Source organism: Novosphingobium sp. fls2-241-R2A-195 (assembly GCF_030209485.1).
Lineage (GTDB): Bacteria > Pseudomonadota > Alphaproteobacteria > Sphingomonadales > Sphingomonadaceae > Novosphingobium > Novosphingobium resinovorum.
Window position 1 is genome coordinate 83,697 of the sequence record NZ_JARVRY010000019.1, and the last position, 18,164, is coordinate 101,860.

The 18,164-nt window shown below is 67.3% G+C and carries 14 protein-coding genes; 8 read left to right on the top strand and 6 right to left on the bottom strand.

The annotated features are described in order from the left end of the window. Nucleotides 1-24: 24 nt before the first annotated feature. Nucleotides 25-342, bottom strand: coding sequence for a 2Fe-2S iron-sulfur cluster-binding protein (locus QRN25_RS14900; protein WP_008831094.1), 318 nt, complete (start codon nucleotides 340-342; stop codon nucleotides 25-27). Between the two features lie 108 nt (nucleotides 343-450). On the opposite strand from QRN25_RS14900, the gene QRN25_RS14905 reads away from it, so the two are divergent. Next, nucleotides 451-1,068 carry a DNA-3-methyladenine glycosylase family protein gene (locus QRN25_RS14905; RefSeq protein ID WP_285020110.1) on the top strand — a complete coding sequence of 206 codons (618 nt, stop codon included), beginning with the start codon at nucleotides 451-453 and terminating at the stop codon, nucleotides 1,066-1,068. A gap of 178 nt (nucleotides 1,069-1,246) precedes the next feature. Here QRN25_RS14905 and QRN25_RS14910 read toward each other — a convergent pair whose 3' ends face one another. Continuing rightward, nucleotides 1,247-2,101, bottom strand: coding sequence for an OmpA family protein (locus QRN25_RS14910; protein WP_008831092.1), 855 nt, complete (start codon nucleotides 2,099-2,101; stop codon nucleotides 1,247-1,249). 496 nt (nucleotides 2,102-2,597) lie between these two features. Then, nucleotides 2,598-2,888 (bottom strand): 4a-hydroxytetrahydrobiopterin dehydratase, encoded by a 291-nt coding sequence (locus tag QRN25_RS14915; RefSeq protein ID WP_008831091.1) that lies wholly within the window; start codon nucleotides 2,886-2,888, stop codon nucleotides 2,598-2,600. 47 nt (nucleotides 2,889-2,935) lie between these two features. Here QRN25_RS14915 and ccmA point away from each other — a divergent pair, with 47 nt between their 5' ends. From ccmA to QRN25_RS14940, 5 genes are all read left to right on the top strand, one after another. Further along, complete coding sequence (gene ccmA / locus QRN25_RS14920) at nucleotides 2,936-3,517, top strand: heme ABC exporter ATP-binding protein CcmA (RefSeq protein WP_285020111.1); 582 nt, start codon at nucleotides 2,936-2,938, stop codon at nucleotides 3,515-3,517. 8 nt (nucleotides 3,518-3,525) lie between these two features. Further along, the gene (locus QRN25_RS14925) at nucleotides 3,526-4,170 is read left to right on the top strand and encodes a heme exporter protein CcmB (RefSeq protein WP_008831089.1); all 645 of its coding nucleotides are present in this window, start codon (nucleotides 3,526-3,528) and stop codon (nucleotides 4,168-4,170) included. Between the two features lie 122 nt (nucleotides 4,171-4,292). Next, nucleotides 4,293-5,420 (top strand): sulfotransferase family protein, encoded by a 1,128-nt coding sequence (locus tag QRN25_RS14930; protein WP_285020112.1) that lies wholly within the window; start codon nucleotides 4,293-4,295, stop codon nucleotides 5,418-5,420. A 14-nt stretch (nucleotides 5,421-5,434) separates the two neighbouring features. After that, a complete protein-coding gene (locus QRN25_RS14935) occupies nucleotides 5,435-6,055 on the top strand; it encodes a carboxymuconolactone decarboxylase family protein (protein WP_271184573.1) in 621 nt (206 codons plus the stop codon). A 456-nt stretch (nucleotides 6,056-6,511) separates the two neighbouring features. Next, a complete protein-coding gene (locus QRN25_RS14940) occupies nucleotides 6,512-6,958 on the top strand; it encodes a hypothetical protein (protein ID WP_008831086.1) in 447 nt (148 codons plus the stop codon). A 187-nt stretch (nucleotides 6,959-7,145) separates the two neighbouring features. On the opposite strand, the gene QRN25_RS14945 is transcribed toward QRN25_RS14940, so the two are convergent. The 3 genes from QRN25_RS14945 to QRN25_RS14955 all read right to left on the bottom strand — a co-directional run bounded on the left by QRN25_RS14945 (nucleotide 7,146) and on the right by QRN25_RS14955 (nucleotide 14,050). Beyond that, nucleotides 7,146-8,027 carry a transglutaminase family protein gene (locus QRN25_RS14945; protein WP_285020113.1) on the bottom strand — a complete coding sequence of 294 codons (882 nt, stop codon included), beginning with the start codon at nucleotides 8,025-8,027 and terminating at the stop codon, nucleotides 7,146-7,148. Further along, nucleotides 8,027-10,516, bottom strand: coding sequence for a circularly permuted type 2 ATP-grasp protein (locus QRN25_RS14950; RefSeq protein ID WP_036526283.1), 2,490 nt, complete (start codon nucleotides 10,514-10,516; stop codon nucleotides 8,027-8,029). Before QRN25_RS14950 ends, QRN25_RS14945 begins: the two co-directional genes overlap by 1 nt. Before the next feature lie 165 nt (nucleotides 10,517-10,681). After that, on the bottom strand, nucleotides 10,682-14,050 hold the full coding sequence (locus QRN25_RS14955; RefSeq protein ID WP_285020114.1) for a transglutaminase family protein: 3,369 nt from the start codon (nucleotides 14,048-14,050) through the stop codon (nucleotides 10,682-10,684). 123 nt (nucleotides 14,051-14,173) lie between these two features. Here QRN25_RS14955 and QRN25_RS14960 point away from each other — a divergent pair, with 123 nt between their 5' ends. Together QRN25_RS14960 and QRN25_RS14965 are read left to right on the top strand one after the other, a co-directional pair. After that, complete coding sequence (locus tag QRN25_RS14960; protein ID WP_502910471.1) at nucleotides 14,174-16,345, top strand: RNA degradosome polyphosphate kinase; 2,172 nt, start codon at nucleotides 14,174-14,176, stop codon at nucleotides 16,343-16,345. Nucleotides 16,346-16,536: 191 nt separating this feature from the next. After that, entirely contained in the window at nucleotides 16,537-18,045 is a 1,509-nt protein-coding gene (locus QRN25_RS14965) for a Ppx/GppA phosphatase family protein (RefSeq protein WP_285020116.1), read from the top strand. The last annotated feature ends 119 nt before the right edge of the window (nucleotides 18,046-18,164 follow it).

An 18,164-nucleotide genomic window follows, 5' to 3' on the forward strand; every position in this document is an offset into this window, starting at 1 on the left:
TTTGCACCTCGCTGGCCCACAAAATCAGTCTTCGGGAGCGATCGTGACGCGCAGACCTTCAAGGTCTGCGGTAACCGGCACCTGGCACGACAGGCGCGAGGTCTCGTTGCGGTGGTCAGAGCTGTCGAGCAAGTCGTTCTCGTCTTCGCTCATCGCGGGCAGCTTGTCGGCGAAGGCGGGGTCGATGAAGACATGGCAGGTCGCGCACGAGCAGCAGCCGCCGCACAGCGCCAGCAGTTCGTCGAAGCCGTCGTCGCGGATCACTTCCATCAGGGTGCGACCCTCGGCAGCGTCTACGGACTTCTCTTCACCAGCATGATTGACGACGATGATCTGCGGCATGGCTCTCGATTCCCCTTGTGATACACCCTGTATCGTAATTGTCTTTGTATGCGGACTTGCCGCAGGCTGCTAAAGGCTGCAACCCCGTTTTGCAAGGTGGCGAAAATCATGGGTTTGACGGCAGACGAACTACGCTTTGGCCTCGACGCCATCGCCGGGAAGGAACCCGCGATCGCGCGCGCGATCGCAATGGCGGGCTACCCCGAACCGCGCATCCGCGCGACCGGCTATGCGACGCTGCTGCGCACGATCGTCGGCCAGCAGGTAAGCGTCGCCGCGGCCGCCTCGGTATGGAACCGGCTCGAGGCCCTGCTGGGCGAGACGATGGCACCCGAAGCGCTGCTGGCGGCCGAGTTCGACGCCCTGCGCGGCTGCGGCCTGTCGCGCCAGAAGCAGGGCTATGCGCGCTCGCTGTGCGAACTGGTGGTGGCGGGTAGCCTCGACTTCGACAGTCTTCCCGCCAACGACGAGGAAGCGATCGCGCATCTCGTGCAGATCAAGGGGATCGGCCGGTGGTCGGCGGAAATCTACCTGCTCTTCGCGGAAGGCCGCCCCGACATCTGGCCGGCGGGCGATCTGGCGGTGCAGGTGGGCTTGGGGAAACTGCTGGACCTGCCGGAGCGGCCGAGCGAAAAACAGACACGGGAACTCGCCGAAGCCTGGCGCCCGCATCGCGGGGCGGCGGCGATCTTCACCTGGCACTGCTACAACAATCCGGCGCTTTAGAGCAGATGCCGCCCAGAATCGTCATTGCGAGCGCAGCGAAGCAATCCAGAGCGGTTCTGCGCTGCCCTGGATTGCTTCGCTGCGCTCGCAATGACGAAAAGTGGGGTCAATCCGTCGTCATTGCAGGCTCTTGAGCCGTGAAGAAAGGGGCGGGCGCGATGCCCACCCCTCAACTTTATCAGATGCCGTCGACGGCCTTGCTGACCATGATGTTCACGGCCACGCGGCGGTTCTGCGCCTTGCCTTCCTCGGTCGAATTGTCGGCGACCGGATCGGCCATCGACATGCCGGTCGGCGTCAGCATGCGATAGGGCTTCCAGTGGCAGGCCTGCTGCAGATAATTGACCACTGCACTGGCGCGCTTCTCGCTGAGCACCTGGTTCACTTCCTCAGGACCGGTCGAATCGGTGTAGCCGACGACGAGCAGGAGGGCATTGTCCATGCCTTCCGCCTGGGTCGCAGCCTGACACAGGTTCGCCTTCGCTTCCGGCGACAGCTTGGACACCCCGGTGTCGAAGTTCACGTTGGTCGTGCCCTTGATGTTGTACTTGTCGATGTCACCCATGCGGGCCTTCAGACCTTCGGTGGCCGCCTCGTTCGAGGCGAAGCGCTGGTCGGTGCCGTTGTGGATCATCTTGGCGGTCTTGAAGTCCTTGCCCTTCAGATCGATCTTGCTGGCGAGCAGACCGCCGCCGCCCTGCAGCGTCTCGACCTCGACCGGAATGCCGTTGAGCAGCGAAGTCGCGGCGATGCGGCTGCCGCCCAGACCCAGGAAGCCGCTGCTGGCCTTGATCTTGGTGGCATCATTGATGGTCACGACCGTCTTGGTGCCGTCGTCCGAGGTGACCTGCATGCGGTCACCGCTACGTGCGGAAATGATGCCCTTTACTTCCGGCCCCTTGACCATTTCGGGGCTGGTATCGGTAACCTGTACCGCGAGATCGGAATCTTGCGCCGAAACGCTGACCGACGCGGCGCCGCCCAGCAGGGCAGCCATCAGGAGGAACCGGGGGCTCTTTGAAATGACACTCATTGCGTTACTCCTTCAAACACGACCAATCGGGCCTGCGGGGTCGCAGCTTTTCTCGTCCGGCCACCTAGCGCTTGAAAGCGCCCCGGGTTGCCGGAACCCGTCCATTCAGCTTCGTAAGATGTGCGGCGGAGCGACACCTGATCACCATGGATGTTCTGCGTGTTCAGGTTCACCTTGCGGGCAGATGAACGCGCGCCGCAACAGCAGCGCGAGGCCGGTAATGGGAGAGCAACGTGCGACGAACCGTTGCAGACTGTGTCCCGGCAAGCATCCGATCATGCCCCGGGACTATCGATCACTATATCTGGCCAGCATTGCTTCGCCGGTTCGCAGGTCGATTCAACGAGTAGCGAGCCCCACGAGCATTATATTTTTTTCTTCATGATGCAACCTTTTGGATTTTCACGAATAGTGCAGCGTCGCGAGACACGCCCCGTAAAATCGACAGCACTGCTGACCACCCGCCCGATACGAGAGGCGGACGGCACCCGCGACTTCAGGCAATACTGTCGATGAAACGCGCCATCGCCACGTCCCTTTCGCTGAGGCCATCGGCATCATGCGTGGTCAGCGTGACACGCACGGTGGAATAGACGTTGAACCACTCCGGGTGGTGGTCGGCCTTGTCGGCATAAATCGCCACGCGGGTCATGAAGCCGAACGCCTCGTTGAAATCGCCGAATTTAAGCTCGGCTTCGATGGCGAGCCCGTCGGCCCGCAAGTTCCAGCGCGGCAATTCGGCGAGCGCAGCGTCGCGCTGGGCGTCGGTGAGGCGAACAATAGCCATTTCGGTCTCCTTGGCAGCCCGCAGCGTTTCCCCTAAGGCTCCCGTCCATGCAAGGGGCAGTGGTCAGCGCAACCGATCTCGCGTGCCGTCGGGGCGACAGGTTGCTGTTTGCCGGGCTTTCGCTCGCGCTTGGCAAAAGCGAGGCCATGCAGGTCGCCGGCCACAACGGTATCGGCAAGTCGAGCCTGCTGCGTATTCTCGCCGGGCTTGCGCCCGCGTTCGAAGGCACCGTCGCGGTGGACGGCGCCGTCGGCCTGCTCGACGAGCGCCCCGCCCTCGATCCGGCACTGCCGCTGGGCCGTGCGCTGGCATTCTGGCAGCGGCTCGACGGAGCGGGCGGGGAGGACCATCTCAGGCGGCTCGGCCTCACCACGCTGCTCGACGTGCCGGTGCGCTACCTCTCCACCGGGCAGAAGAAACGCGCGGCTTTTGCCCGTCTGCTTGGCCAGGGGGCGAAAGTCTGGCTGCTGGACGAGCCACTCAACGGCCTCGACGGGCACGCCGTCGAACTCGCCGAGGCCATCACCGCCGAGCACTGCGCGAGCGGCGGCGTGGCGGTGATTGCCTCGCACCAGCCGTTCCGCCTGCCGGGCCTGCGCACGCTCCACGTCTCGGAGTTCGCCGCGTGAGTCGGGGCATGGCGCTGCTGCGCCGCGACCTTGCGCGGCTGCTGCTAGGCGGGCGCGGTGGCGGGGCGCTGCTGCCGGTGCTGTTCTTCCTCTCGGTTTCGATGCTCTACCCCTTCGCGGTCGGGCCGGATGCACCGCTGCTGGCGAAGACCGGCGGCGGGGTGATCTGGGTCGCCGCGCTGCTCGCCGCGATCCTGCCGCTCGACCGCCTGGTCGAGCCCGATATCGAACAGGGCCTGTTCGACCAGTGGGCCTTGCGCGGCATCTCCGAGGAACTGGTGATCGCGGTGCGCGTGCTCGCCCACTGGCTGAGCTTCGGTCCGCCGCTGATGCTCGCCGCCCTTCCCGCCGCCGCCCTGCTGGGGCTGGACGGCCATAGCTTGCGCATCGTCGAGATCGGCCTGCTGGCAGGAACTCCCGGCCTTGCGGCGCTCGGCGTGACGGTGGCGGCACTGACGTCCGGCCTGCGCGGAGGCGCGGCGCTTTCGGGCCTTCTGGTCATCCCGATGGCCATCCCGGTGCTGATCTTCGGCGCGGGAAGCCTCGGCACCGGCGGCGAGAGCGGCCTTGCCCTCACTGCCGCCGCCAGCCTCGTACTGATCGCCATCGCGCCGTTCGCAGGCGGAGCTGCGGTCAGAGCCTCGCGCGGCTGACGTCGTCCCGGATCAAGTCCGGGACGACGAGGCGAAATCGCCGCAGCGTTTGGCGCTCTCTCCGACCCCGCGCATAGTGCCTCCGCGAGCCGAGTACATCGGCCCACCGAGGGGAGAGCGCCATGGAAACCGCCACAGAGTTGATGGCCGCCGCGCAAGGCCAGACCGGGCTTGCCGATTTCGGCGATGACGGTTTTCGCGAGGGCCTCGAACGGCTGGTCCTGGCGCTGAACACCGAGGCGCGGCTTACCTCGACCGGGGAACATGCGCTGCGCGACCGCATGCTGCTGCACTTGCGCCAGCGCCTGATGATCGAGGATTGGTACGCCCGCCACCCCGAGATCGAGTACGAGGACATTCGCAGCCCCCTGTTCGGGGTCAGCCTGCCGCGCACGGGTTCCTCGGCGCTGTCCTACCTGCTATCCAGCGATCCGGGGGTGCGTTACCTGCGGGTCTGGGAGAGTTCGCAGCCCTGCCCGCCGCCTTCGACGGTCGATGGACCGGACCCGCGCCGGGGCGCCTCGGCCAGCGCCGCAGACGAGACGCTCAAGGGCGGCAGCCGCACGCCTTCCGGAATCGACGGGGCCATGGAGTGCCAGGACCTCATGGCGCTCGATTTCCGCAGCCAGATCTTCCAGGCCTTCGCCCAGGTGCCCAGTTACTCGCAGTGGCTGCTGGAGACGGCACACAGCGGCACCTACGCGTACCATAAGCGTACCCTGAGGCTCCTGCAGTGGGGTGAGCCCGCGCGGCCATGGCGCCTCAAGGCGCCGACGCACATGCTCTATCTGGATGCGCTCGACGCTGCCTATCCCGACGCGCGTTTCGTGATGACGCACCGTGATCCGACCGACGTGATGCTCTCGGTCGCAACCGTCTATGCCGAGATCATCGGCAAGTTCACCGACCATGTCGACCATGCCTACATCGGCGAACTCAACGTCCAGTGCTGGTCGGAGGCGATGACCCGCGCGATCGCCTTTCGCGAGGCCGGCAACGACCATCGCTTCTTCGACATCCACTTCCGCGCCATGCAGGCCGACCCGATCGGCGAAGTGCGCCGCCTTTACGACTGGCTGGGCGAGACGATCTCGCCCGCCTTCGCGCAGGCCATGGCCACATGGTGGGAGAGCAACACCGCCGCCGAGCGCATGGCCAAGCCCGATCCCGCCCGCTTCGGCCTCGACCCGCAGGCCGTGCGCGCGCGCTTCGCCGATTACCTGAACCACATGGACCAGTGGGCCGCTTGACAAGAGGAACCCGAATGCCCGAACCGATCACCGGCAAGTACGACTTCGACGCCGACGCGCGCATGGCGCAGACCGTCGCCAATGGCCCACGCTACGCCCCGCTGCGGCTGGAGGAGGTCACCCCCGAGGGCATGGAGCAGGTGCAGGTCATCCGCGCCGCGTTCTCCATCCCCGACAGCCGCCCCTTCCCCGACGTCAGCCTCATCACCTTGCGCCATCCGGGCATGTTCAAGGGCCAGATGGTGCTCGGCATCGAACTGGCGAAGGGCGCGATTCCCGGGCGCGATCGTGAACTGGCAGTCCTGCGCCTTGCCTGGCTCGCCCGCGCGCCCTTCGAATGGAGCGAGCACGTCGATATCGGCAAGGCCTTCGGGGTCACGGCCGAGGAAATCGAGCGCGTGCTGGAAGGCTCCGCCGCGCCCGGCTGGACCGAGCACGAATCGGCGGTCCTGCGCGGCGTGGAGGAACTGGTCGCCGACCACTGCCTGAGCGATTCGACATGGGCGACGCTGGCGAAAAGCTGGGACGAGAAGCAGATGCTGGAGTTCCCGCTGCTCGTCGGCTCGTACCTGATGACGGCGCTGCAGCAGAATTCGCTCAAGATCCAGCCGAAGGGCGGTTTCGACTACCGCTGATTCGGCGGTGGGCGACGCTGTGGCCGATTCTGTTGAAACCCCTGTGGATAAGCAGCGGACAATCGGAGCATAATCGAACCGTCATCCCGGCGAAGGCTGGGACCGCTGGCGGTGAACAGCCCACTTGGCGTGGGAATCCTTCTCACGACAGTTCGCGCCTAAAGACCGATAGCGGTCCCAGCCTTCGCTGGGATGACGGCAATTGGGCGATAATCCGGCCGACATTTGGCCGATGTTGGCGAAATTGGCGGCCTTTCGCCGTCTCCGTGACCCTGAAGAAAAGACGGCCGGGGCGGGCAAGGCAAGGAGCCGCCCCGGCCAAGGTCACAGGATGGGAGAAACGCCCCATGACAAGCGTTTCTCCGGGCTTGGTGCAGGCTTGACGAGAGGAGCAAGCCGCGCAACACTAGCTAATGATAATCATTCGCATGTGCAAGCCCTAAAAGGAGACCCGCCATGTACAAGTACGTCGACCGCCCGCTCAGCAGCCTCGACGAAGGCTGCCGGTTCCTCGTCTGGTCCATGCGGGCGTGGGTCACCGCGATCGGCCACAAGCGGTGCCCGGCGCAGCTTCTCGCCCCGGCTTTCGCGCGCTGGCGCATGATCGGGGGCTTGCAGCCCTTTCACCGCGCCATGGTGCTGCTCAACCGCGACGCGCTCGATACGCTGGCGTTCTGCCCGATGGGCTGCAGCCATGTGTCGGAGCACGAGGCGGTGATTCTCGAACTGATCACCTCGCTGCGCGACCGCGGCCCCACCGCGACTCGCGAGACGCTGGACCTCGTGGTGACCGAGGAGAGCGTGGGCGACATGCTCGAAACGCTGTCGAAGATCGGCGCGGCGCTCGCCATCGCGGGGATCTTTCCCGGCGAGCCCGTCGCCAATCCCGGCCGCAGCCACTGAAATCAGCCACTGACCCTTTCGCGCAAGAGTGGAGTCGGGCCGTGCTAGATAGGCGCTGACGCGGTCCGGCTTCACTCTTGCGCGAAGTCCCCCTTCCGCCGTCATTGCGAGCGTAGCGAAGCAATCCAGAGCCGAGCAAACCGCCCTGGATTGCTTCGCTACGCTCGCAATGACGAAACGGGGTGACTCAATCCAGCGGCGCGACATCCACCGAAGCGTACATCGCCTGCGTCCCCGCGCCCCGGAACCGGCCGTCGAGCGGCGCCACGTCCGAATAGTCGCGTCCCATGCCGAGGAAGATGTGGTCGGTGTCCGCCAGCTTGTCGTTGGTGGGATCGAAGCCGACCCAGCCCAGTTCCTCGCCGCACCACAAGTTGACCCAGGCGTGCATGGCGTCGGCGCCGACCAGCCGCTCCTGCCCCGGCGGCGGCAGCGTGCGCAAGTAGCCGCTGACGTAGGCTGCCGGGATGCCGTGCGCGCGCGCGGCGATGATCATGATGTGGCTGAAGTCCTGGCAGACGCCGTGCCGCCGGTTGAACGCCTCGATCGGCGGCGTGTCGGTCTCGGTCGCGTCCGCATCGAATGTGAATTCCCCGTGGATCGCCGACATAAGCGCCCGCCCGGCCTCCATCACCGGCATCGCCTCATTGAGCAGCGACCCCGCCCACCGCGCGATTTCGTGCTGCGGCTGCGCGATCGGCGAGGCGAAGATGTACGACGCGGGCGCAAGATCGGAGAGGTCGGGCTTCTTCATCGCCCGCTCGCGCAGTTCGGCAAGACCCGGCCCGGCGGCATCCTCAACGAAGAACGGCAGCGGCTCGACTTCCACCGTGAAGCGGCTCTCGATCTGGACCTGCGAAGTCACCTCGCGCAGCGCGAAGCGCGCCTCGTTGACGTGGTAGCCGCCCTGCCCCTCCACCACTTGCGAAGGTGAGGGATCGAGCGTCAGCTTGTAGTCGCTCACCACTTGCCCGTTCCAGGGGGCGGGCTTCAGACGCACGTTGAACTGCGCCATGCTGACCGCCTGCGCGTACTTGAGCGTGGTGATATGGCTGACCGAATAGCGCATCAGAGCAGCGGGGTCCTGCGTTCGGCGTCCTCGTTGTCCAGCTGCAGGAAGTAGCGCAGCGAGATCGCATCCGACAGCGCCAGCAACTGCGCTTCCATCGCCGCCAGCCGCTCGGGCGTCATGTCGGTCGCCAGCAGCGCCTGCAGTTCGCCCAGCAGCGCGCGGGCGGCGCGCAAGGGGGGCTCGGGGATATTGTCGTCGCGCGAGGACGGCAGCGCGGAAAGGTGCGCGACGACTTGCGCCACCTGGAACACCAGCGCGCGCGGGTTGTCGGGGTCGAGCAGCACGAGATCGCGCACCGGATTGAGCGATGGCCCGGTGAGGTAACGACTGCGATAGATGATCTGGCTGTCGCACAAGTCGAGCAGGAGGCCGAGCGAAGTGACGTCGCCCGCCTTCGTCAATTGCCGCGCGGTGCGACAGATCGCCTGCGCGCGCTCCAGCCGCTGTCCGATCTCGAGGAAGCGCCACGCGGCCGAGCGCACCATGTTCTCCGAGATCAGCCCCGCGAGGGCGCTGAAATGCTCGGTCAGCCAGCGTGCGCTCGACAGCATCGACTGCGGGCGCTCGACGTTGATCGAGGGCATCGGGCGGCTGACGATGCGCCAGAAATCGCGGGCGAACCGCTCGCGCAGGGCCATGCCGACCTGCTGGCGGCGACGCATGAGCGTGGCGACGCCGCCGGCCAGCCGCGTCTCGGTAAGTGCGCGGGCGCAGATCTTCGCGATCGGGAGCTTCGCCGTCGCCGCCTCGATCGCTCCGCCTTCGACCAGGAGCGCGGCGAGGCGCGGCAGCGCGGCGCCTTCGGCATCGACGTTGCCGTCGCTGTCCGCCGGGTTGGCGAGGATCGCGCGCACCACCCGCACCATCGCCTCGGCGCGCTCGTTGTAGCGGCCGAACCAGAACAGGTTGTCCGCCGCCTGGCTGGCGAGGATGCCGCCCCCGCGCGAGATCGGCGGCTCTCCGGCCACCCGGCTGCCGAGGTGGGCGGCGGCGGGCTTGTCGTCCACCACCCACAAGTCCGCCGACAAGTCGCCGTCGCCCATCAGCGAGGTCGGCAGCGCGGTGCTGGAAGACAGGCGCGCGAAGCCGCCGGGCATGACCGTCCAGCCGCCGTCGGCCGTGCGCGCCACGAAGGCGCGGACGGTGAAGGGGCGCGGCACGATCTGCCCGTCGATGATCGCGGGCGTGGTGGAAAGGTGGACGATCTCCTGCCCGCAATAGTCCATGGGGCGGCGCCACAGCGCGTCGATCAGCGCGACGCGGGACTTGCCGTCGAGCCCGGCCCCGGCGATCGGATTGCGGTTCGCCAGCGCCTCCACCGGCTGCCCGAATGCGGGAACCAGCGCCAGTTCCTCAAGCCGCGCGGCAACGGTGGAGCTTTCCACCGCCTGCCCGCACCACCATGTCGCGACGTTGGGCAGGATCGGCGCCTCGCCCAGCAGGGTGCGGCACAGGCGCGGCATGAAGGCCGCGAAGGCTGCGGATTCGAGTACTTCGACGCCCGGCCAGTTGACCATCTCGACGCCGCCGCCCGCCCACGCCCCGAACAGGTTGGGCACGCCCAGCTGCGATTTCGCGTCGAACGACAGCGGATCGAGCGCGGTGGTATCGATCCAGCGCCACACCGCGTCCACGCGCTTGGGCCCGGCAATGGTCCCGACGTAGAGCTTTTCGTCGAGCACGGTGAGGTCGCGCCCCTCGACCAGCGGCAGGCCGAGGTAGCGGGCGAGGTGCGCCTGCTCGGCATAAGTCTGGTTGAAACGACCGGGCGTCATCAGCGCGATGCGCGGATTCTCCCGGCGACAGGCGGCGGCCATGCCCTCCACCATGCCCGAGAAGAACTCCGACAGGCGCCGCGCATGCGCATCGGCCAGCAGGTTGCCGATCGCGCGCGACATGGCGAGGCGGTTCTCCAGCGCATAGCCGATCCCGCCGGCCACGCGCACCCGGTCCTGCAGCACCCGCCACTGCCCGCGCGGCCCGCGTGCAAGGTCGGCGGCGTAGACGTGGATGAAGCGGCCCTCATGAGGCGTGCGCCCGATCATGCGCCGCGCGAAGAACGGGCTGCCGGCGACGACGGCGGCGGGAAGATGGCCGTCCGCCACCAGCTTCTGCTCGCCGTAGATGTCGGTGGCGATCGCTTCCATCAGCTCGGCGCGCTGGATCAGCCCGCGTTCGACCTGGCTCCACTCCTGCGCACCGACGATCAGCGGCATCGCGTTGAGCGGCCAGGAACGCTCGTCCTCGTCCCCGGTCAGGCGGAAAGCGAGGCCGAGATCGGCGGCATGGCGCGCGGTGGCATCCTGCAGCGCCGAAGGGTCGCCATCGGTCGCCGCGGCGAGCCCGGCCGCCACCTTGCGCCACACGTCGGCGACCGGACGGCTGGCATCGCCGAACAGGTCCCCGCGCGAGGCTTCGGCGGCATAGCCGTCAAGCCAGCTCGCGGTCGGGGCGAGATCGGGGCCGGAAGCAGGACGGGTCACCATGGCGAACCTCGTCGTCCCGGACTTGATCCGGGACCGCTGGCCGTGACCAGCCCGCTTGGCATCGGGGCGCCTTGCCGATGACACCTGCCTGAAGACAGCCAGCGGTCCCGGATCAAGTCCGGGACGACGAATGATCTATGCGCGCTGCACCCCTCGAACATGCCCCTACATTAGCCGCGAGGGCCGCCTGAGGTCGAGAGTGTAGGGAAATTCACTCGGCAGCTCCTCCGCAGGCACCGGCAGCGGCCCCGGAGAGTGACCGTGATCCTGGAACCGCGCCTTGCGCCGGGCCTCGGCCTCGTAGTCGTTGACCGGCACCGTGTCGTAGCTGCGCCCGCCCGGATGCGCGACCTGATAGACGCAGCCACCCAGCGAGCGGCCGTTCCACAAGTCGTAGATGTCGAAGGTCAGCGGCGCATGCGGCGGCAGCATCGGATGCATGCTCTCCGATGGCCACCACGCCTTGTAGCGCACGCCGCCCACGCCTTCGCCGTGCGCCACCTTGGTCAGCGGCACGCGGCGGCCGTTGCAGGTGATGACGTGACGGCCTTCGACAAGCCCCGTCGCCTTGACCTGCAGCCGCTCGGTGGAACTGTCCACGTAGCGCACGGTGCCGCCGATCGCGCCGGTTTCGCCCAGCACGTTCCAAGGTTCGAGCGCGTGGCTGATCTGAAGGTTGACGCCGCCGCCCTCGACCTCGCCGTGGACCGGGAAGCGGAACATGCGCTGCGCCTCGAACCACGATGGGTCGAAGTCGTACCCGGCGCGGCGCAGGTCATCCAGCACGTCGAGGAAATCGGCCCATACGTAATGGCCGAGCATGAAGCGGTCATGCAGCTGCGTGCCCCAGCGCACCAGCGGGCCTTCCACCGGCTCGCGCCAGAACCACGCCGTCAGCGCGCGCAGAAGCAGCTGCTGGGCGCAGGACATGCGGCCCTCGGGCGGCATCTCGAAGCCCCGGAACTCGACGAGGCCGAGGCGGCCGGTCGGGCCATCGGGCGAGAACAGCTTGTCGATGCAGATCTCGGTGCGGTGTGTGTTGCCGGTCACGTCCACCAGAAGGTTGCGGAACAGGCGGTCCACCACCCACGGCGCGGGCTGCTGCATGTGCGGACCGGGCACCTGCGAGAGCGCGATTTCCAGCTCGTAGAGCGCGTCATGCCGCGCCTCGTCGATGCGCGGCGCCTGGCTCGTCGGGCCGATGAACAGGCCGGAGAACAGGTAGCTGAGCGAGGGATGCCGCTGCCAGTAAGTGACGAAGCTCTTGAGCAGGTCCGGGCGGCGGATGAACGGGCTGTCGAGCAAGGTCGGCCCGCCCAGCACGATGTGATTGCCGCCGCCGGTGCCGATCGAGCGGCCGTCGACCATGAACTTGTCGGCGGTCAACCCGATCTCGCGCGCGCAGTCGTAGAGCGTCTCGGTGATCTCCACCGTCTCGCGCCAGGAGGCGGAAGGATGGATGTTGACCTCGATGACGCCGGGATCGGGCGTGACCTTGAGCACCATCAGGCGCGGGTCCGGCGGCGGCGCATAGCCCTCGATCCGGATCGGCAGCTTCTGCACCTCGGCCACCGCCTCGATCGCGGCGACGAGTTCGAGGTAATCCTCCAGCGCCTCAACCGGGGGAATGAACACGGCCAGGTAATCGCCGCGAGGCTCGACCGTCACGGCCGTACGCACGGCGCCCTCGATGATGTCCTGATCGACCGCCGGACCGGTAAAGCTGTGCGGCTCGGGCACCGCCTGGGAACGCTGCGCCGTGCCGACCTCGCGCCCCTGATTGCCGCGCTCGATCGCCTGGAGACGGAAATCGGCGAGGGGTTGGCGCGGCTCTGCCGTATCGCGCGGGTGGATGTAGGGAAAGTCGGCCGGCGCCACATAGGGCAGCGAGCCCAGCGGCAGGCGATAACCCAGCGCGGAATCGCCCGGAACCGCCGTCAGCACGCCCTTGCGCACGCGCCAGTATTCGCTCTTCCAGCGCGGCGCGGACTTGTCCTTCGCGTTCCAGCGCTGCACCGGCAGGACGACGCCGACCGGCTGCTCCACCCCGCGCCGATACGTACGGCGGAAGCGGCGGGCCAGTTCCTCGTCCTCGATCGCGGGGTCGAGCGGCGTGGTGTTCACCGGCAGTTCGTCCTCGCGCAGCATCCAGACGCCGCGATCCTCGAACACCGGCTGGACGTAGCCGCGCTCCAGCCCCAGCCCCTGCGCCGCGCCGGCCAGCAGGTTGGCGGCGGCTAGCACGTCGATGGTGGGCACCGGATCGGGATCGCCGCCCTTCTCCAGCGGCTTCTCCCCCGCGATCAGGCTGTCGTCATGCCAGATCGGCACGCCGTCCTTGCGCCAGTAGATCGAGTAGCCCCAGCGCGGCAGTGTCTCTCCGGGATACCACTTGCCCTGCCCGTGGTGGAGCAGCGATCCCGGCGCGAACTTCGCGCGCAGCAGGCGGATCAGGCGGTCGGCGTAAGCGGCCTTGGTCGGGCCGACGGCGGCGCTGTTCCACTCCGGCGCCTCGAAGTCGGTGGCGGCGATGAAGGTCGGCTCGCCGCCCATCGTCAGGTTTACGCCCCAGGCGGTGAGGTCCGCGTCCACCTTGTCGCCCAGCGCCAGCAGGCCGTCCCAGCGCTCGTCGGTGAAAGGCTTGGTGATGCGCACCGCTTCGGCGATGCGGCTGACGTTCATCTTGAAGTCGAAATCGACTTCGGCGGGCTCGGCCATGCCCTCGATCGGCGTGGCCGAGCGGTAATGCGGCGCGGCGCAAAGCGGAATGTGCCCCTCGCCCGCGAACATGCCGGACGTGGCGTCGAGCGCGATCCAGCCCGCGCCGGGCACATAGGCCTCGGCCCAGGCGTGGAGGTCGGTGACGTCCTCCAGCACGCCGACCGGCCCTTCCTTGGGCAGCACGTCGGCGACCAGCTGGATCGAATAGCCCGACACGAACCGCGCGGCGAAGCCGAGGCGGCGCAGCAGCTGCACCAGCAGCCACGCCGAATCGCGGCACGATCCGATGCCGGCCTTCAGCGTCTCCTCGGGCGTCATCACGCCCTGCTCCATGCGGATCACGTAGTCGATGCGCTGCTGCAGGCGGCTGTTGATGTCGACGAGGAAATCGACCGTGCGGCCTTCGTAGTCGGCATGCTGGGCCACCAGCGCCTCGAACAGCGGGCCTTGCTCCTCGACCTCGAAATAGGCGGAAAGGTCCGCTTTCATGCCTTCCGAATAAGCGAAGGGATATTCCTCCGCCTCCGGCTCCACGAAGAAGTCGAACGGGTTGATGACGGCAAGTTCCGCCAGCAAATCGACCTCGATGGAGAAATGATCGACCGGATCGGGAAACACCACGCGCGCCAGCCAGTTGCCGTGCGGGTCCTGCTGCCAGTTCAGGAAATGCTCGGGCGGGCTGATCTTCAGCGAGTAGTTGGGCACCTCCGTCCGACTGTGCGGCGCCGGGCGAAGCCGGATGACCTGGGGGCCGAGACGGATGCGCCGCGAATAGCGGTAGCGGGTGAGATGGTGCAGGGCTGCCTTGATCATCGAAACGGAGTGTGCGCGATTCAATGCTGCGCTGCAACGATTGTTCAACAGTGGGCGTAAAACCTTCCCCCAACCGTCGCACTTGTGTCATTCTTGCGTGCGAAAGGGCTTCTCGTGAATACCATGGACATGCTGACCGCCAACGAACCCGCGCAGGACGTGGAGGAAACCGAAGACCTCGCCACCCTGCCTTCGCGCTACTTCAACCGCGAACTGAGCTGGCTCGCCTTCAACGAGCGCGTGCTGGCCGAGGCCTGCAACCCGAACTATCCGCTGCTGGAGCGGCTGCGCTTCCTGTCGATCTCGGGCAACAACATCGACGAGTTCCTGATGGTGCGCGTCGCCGGCTTCCACGCGCAAGTGCGCCGCCAGATCGAGGAAATCTCGATGGACGGCCTCACCCCGTCGCAGGCGATCGCCGTCACGCATGAAAAGGTGATGGAGCTGGAGCGAATCCAGCAGGAAACCTGGTCCACGCTCAAGACCCAGCTCGGCGAAGCAGGCATCACCGTCGTCGGCGAGGATGACAAGCTCGACCGCGAGCGCGAGAAGTGGCTGCGCGAATACTTCATCGAACAGGTCATGCCGGTGATCACCCCGCAGGCGATCGACCCGGCGCACCCCTTCCCCTTCGTCGCCAACCAGGGCATCGGCGTACTGTTCTCGCTGACGCGCGAGGCGGACGAGGCGTCGGTGATGGAGATGGTGCTGATCCCCTCGCCGCTGCCGCGCTTCGTGCGCATTCCGGGCGCCGAGGCATCCTGGATCTCGATCGAGGACCTGATCTGCCGCAACACCGAGGAACTGTTCCCCGGCTTCCGCTTCAACGGCCACGGCGTGTTCCGCATCCTGCGCGACAGCGACCTCGAGGTCGAGGAGGACGCCGAAGACCTCGTGCGCTACTTCCGCACCGCGATCCAGCGCCGCCGCCGCGGCCTCGTCATCGTGCTGCAGCTGCAGGGCAAGTTCGACCCGGCCGCCGAGGAAATCCTGCGCACGCAGCTGGGCCTCGACAAGGCCCTCATCATGAAGACCGACGGGATCATCGGCTTCTCGGGCCTGTCGGCGATCTGCGACGAGGACCGGCCCGAGCTGAAGTTCGAGCCCTACACCCCGCGCTACCCCGAGCGCATCCTGGAACATGACGGCGACATCTTCGCGGCGATCCGCGAGAAGGACATCGTCGTCCAGCATCCTTACGAGAGCTTCGAGGTCGTCATCGACTTCCTGCGCCAGGCCGCGCTCGACCCGGACGTGGTGGCGATCAAGCAGACGCTCTACCGCGCGGGCAAGCAGTCGGCGATCATCTCGGCGCTGATCCAGGCGGCCGAGCAGGGCAAGTCGGTGACCGCCGTGGTCGAACTGAAAGCCCGCTTCGACGAGGAACAGAACCTCCTCTGGGCCAGCCAGCTCGAACGCGCGGGCGTCCAGGTGATCTACGGCTTCGTCGACTGGAAGACCCACGCCAAGGTCTCGGCGGTGGTGCGGCGCGAGAACGGTTCGTACCGGACCTACTGCCACTTCGGCACCGGCAACTACCACCCGATCACCGCGCGCGTGTATACCGACCTGTCGTACTTCACCGCCGAACCGGCGGCGGGACGCGACGTGGTGCGCCTGTTCAACTTCATCACCGGCTACGTCGAGCCCAAGAGCCTCGAAATGCTCTCGATCTCGCCGATCTCGCTGCGCTCGACCCTCAACGACTGCATCGACGCCGAGATCGCCAATGCCGAAGCCGGCAAGCCCGCGGCGATCTGGGCCAAGCTGAACTCGCTGACCGACCCCGACCTGATCGACCGCCTCTATGCCGCCAGCCGGGCGGGCGTGGACATCGACCTCGTCGTGCGCGGCATCTGCTGCCTGCGTCCGGGCGTGCCGGGCCTGTCGGAGAACATCGCGGTCAAGTCGGTGATCGGCCGGTTCCTCGAACACGCGCGCATCTGGGCTTTCGCCAACGGCGCCTACCTGCCGAACCGCCGCGCCAAGCTGTTCATCACCTCGGCCGACGGCATGAGCCGCAACCTCGACCGCCGCGTCGAAGTGCTGCTGCCGATCCGCAACAAGACGGTGCACGACCAGGTGCTCGACCAGGTCATGCTGGCGAACCTGCTGGACTCCGAACAGTCGTGGGATCTGGCACCCGACGGTTCCTACGACCGCGTCGGCGAAGTGGAGAACCCCTTCAATCTCCACCGCTATTTCATGACCAACCCGTCGCTTTCCGGGCGCGGCGCGGCACTCGACAGTGGACGAAAGGTGCCGAAGCTGTCGCTGAGGCGCGGCAACATCTGACACGATGCCCAGCCCCTTCGTCATTGCGAGCACGGCGAAGTCGCGCTCGCAATGACGAACGACAGGTTCACATTCCCGCGCAAAGATGACGAGAGAGGGGACAAATGTGGCCCCTCACACTTCACCTTGCGTCAGCGCCGCTCTAAAGAGCGCCTCGCAACCTTCGGCCCTTGTGGTAAGTATTGACCAGAATGATCGGCATCAGCCAGTCCAGCGCCCGGCGCGCCATCATCGACATCGGATCGAACACGGTACGCCTCGTCGTCTACAACGGGCCGCCGCGTTCGCCGGTCGTCGTGCTCAACGAGAAGGTCAACGCCCGGCTCGGCAAGGACCTCGGCCGCACCGGCGCGATCGGCGAGAAGTCGATGCGCACGGCCCTCGCCGCGCTGGCGCGATTCGCCACGCTGCTGCGGCTGCAGGGGGTGGACGACGTCGAATGCGTCGCTACCGCCGCCGCGCGCGATGCCTCCAACGGACCTGCATTCCTTGAGGCCGTGCGCGGCTTCGGTCTCTCCCCTCGCCTGCTTTCGGGCGAGGAGGAAGCCCGCGCCAGCGCCACCGGCGTCATCGCCGCCTTCCCCGGCGCGCGCGGCATCGCGGCCGACCTCGGCGGCGGCAGCCTCGAACTGGTGGAGATCGACGCGGCGGTGCCCGGGGGCATCGCTCCGGGCGGGATCACCCTTCCCTTCGGCACCCTGCGCCTGCCGGACCTGCGCGCGCTGGGCCAGCAGAAGTTCGCCGCCGCCGTGCGCGACGGCCTTTCCGCGCGGGGCTGGGGCGTCAATGGTCACCACGGCGGCCGCGGGATACCGCTCTACATCGTCGGCGGGTCGTGGCGCGCGCTGGCGCTGCAGGCGATGCGCGTGCTCGACTGGCCGGTGGACGATCCGCATGGCTTCGAACTCGCCCCGTCCGAGGCGATGCATCTCGCCCGGCAGTTCGCCAAGGGCAAGCTCGAGAACCCCGATCCGCGCATCTCCGCCTCGCGCCTTGCCACACTGCCCGACGCCGCCGCGCTGATGGCGCAGATGGTCGGGCAGCTGCATCCCTCACGCCTGATCTTCTCGTCCTGGGGCCTGCGCGAAGGTCTGCTGCACATGCAGCTTCCCGAGAGCATCCGTCAGGAAAGCCCGATGCTGGCCAGCGTCGCCGATTTCGCGCAGACCGCCCGCGTCAGCGCCGACGACGCCGTGCGCATCGCCGAATGGACCGCCCCCGCCTGCACGCAGGCCCGGGCCGACGCCGACTTGCGCAAGGCCGCCAGCCTGCTCGCCCTTGCAGCGATGCGCACCGAGCCGAACATGCGTACCGAGGAAGCGCTTACCTGGGCCCTGCGCAAGCGCTGGATCGGCCTCGACATGCGCGGGCGCGGCATGATGGCGATGACCGTCTTTGCGAACTCCGGCGAGACCGAGGTGCCGCCGCAGTTCACCAAGCTGGCCAGCGACGAGGACTTGCGCCGCGCGATCGGCTGGGGCCTCGCGGTGCGCCTGTGCCGACGCCTGACCGGCGGCGTTGCGGGCGGCCTTGCCGCGACCTCGCTGGCGGTGGAGCAGGGCACGCTGGTGCTGACCGTGCAGGACGCCGTGCGGCCGCTCTACGGCGCGGGCAACGGCAAGGACCTGAAAGCGCTGGCCGACTGGCTGGGGCTGGGATGCCGGGTGCAGGATGCGCAAGGGGCTGTGATCGAGGGATAACCCCACCCGAGCGCCTTCTCCCCCCACTTTCGTCATTGCGAGCATAGCGAAGAAATCCAGGGCGGCGTTCAACTGCACTGGATTGCTTCGCTACGCTCGCAATGACGAGCGCTTGCCGC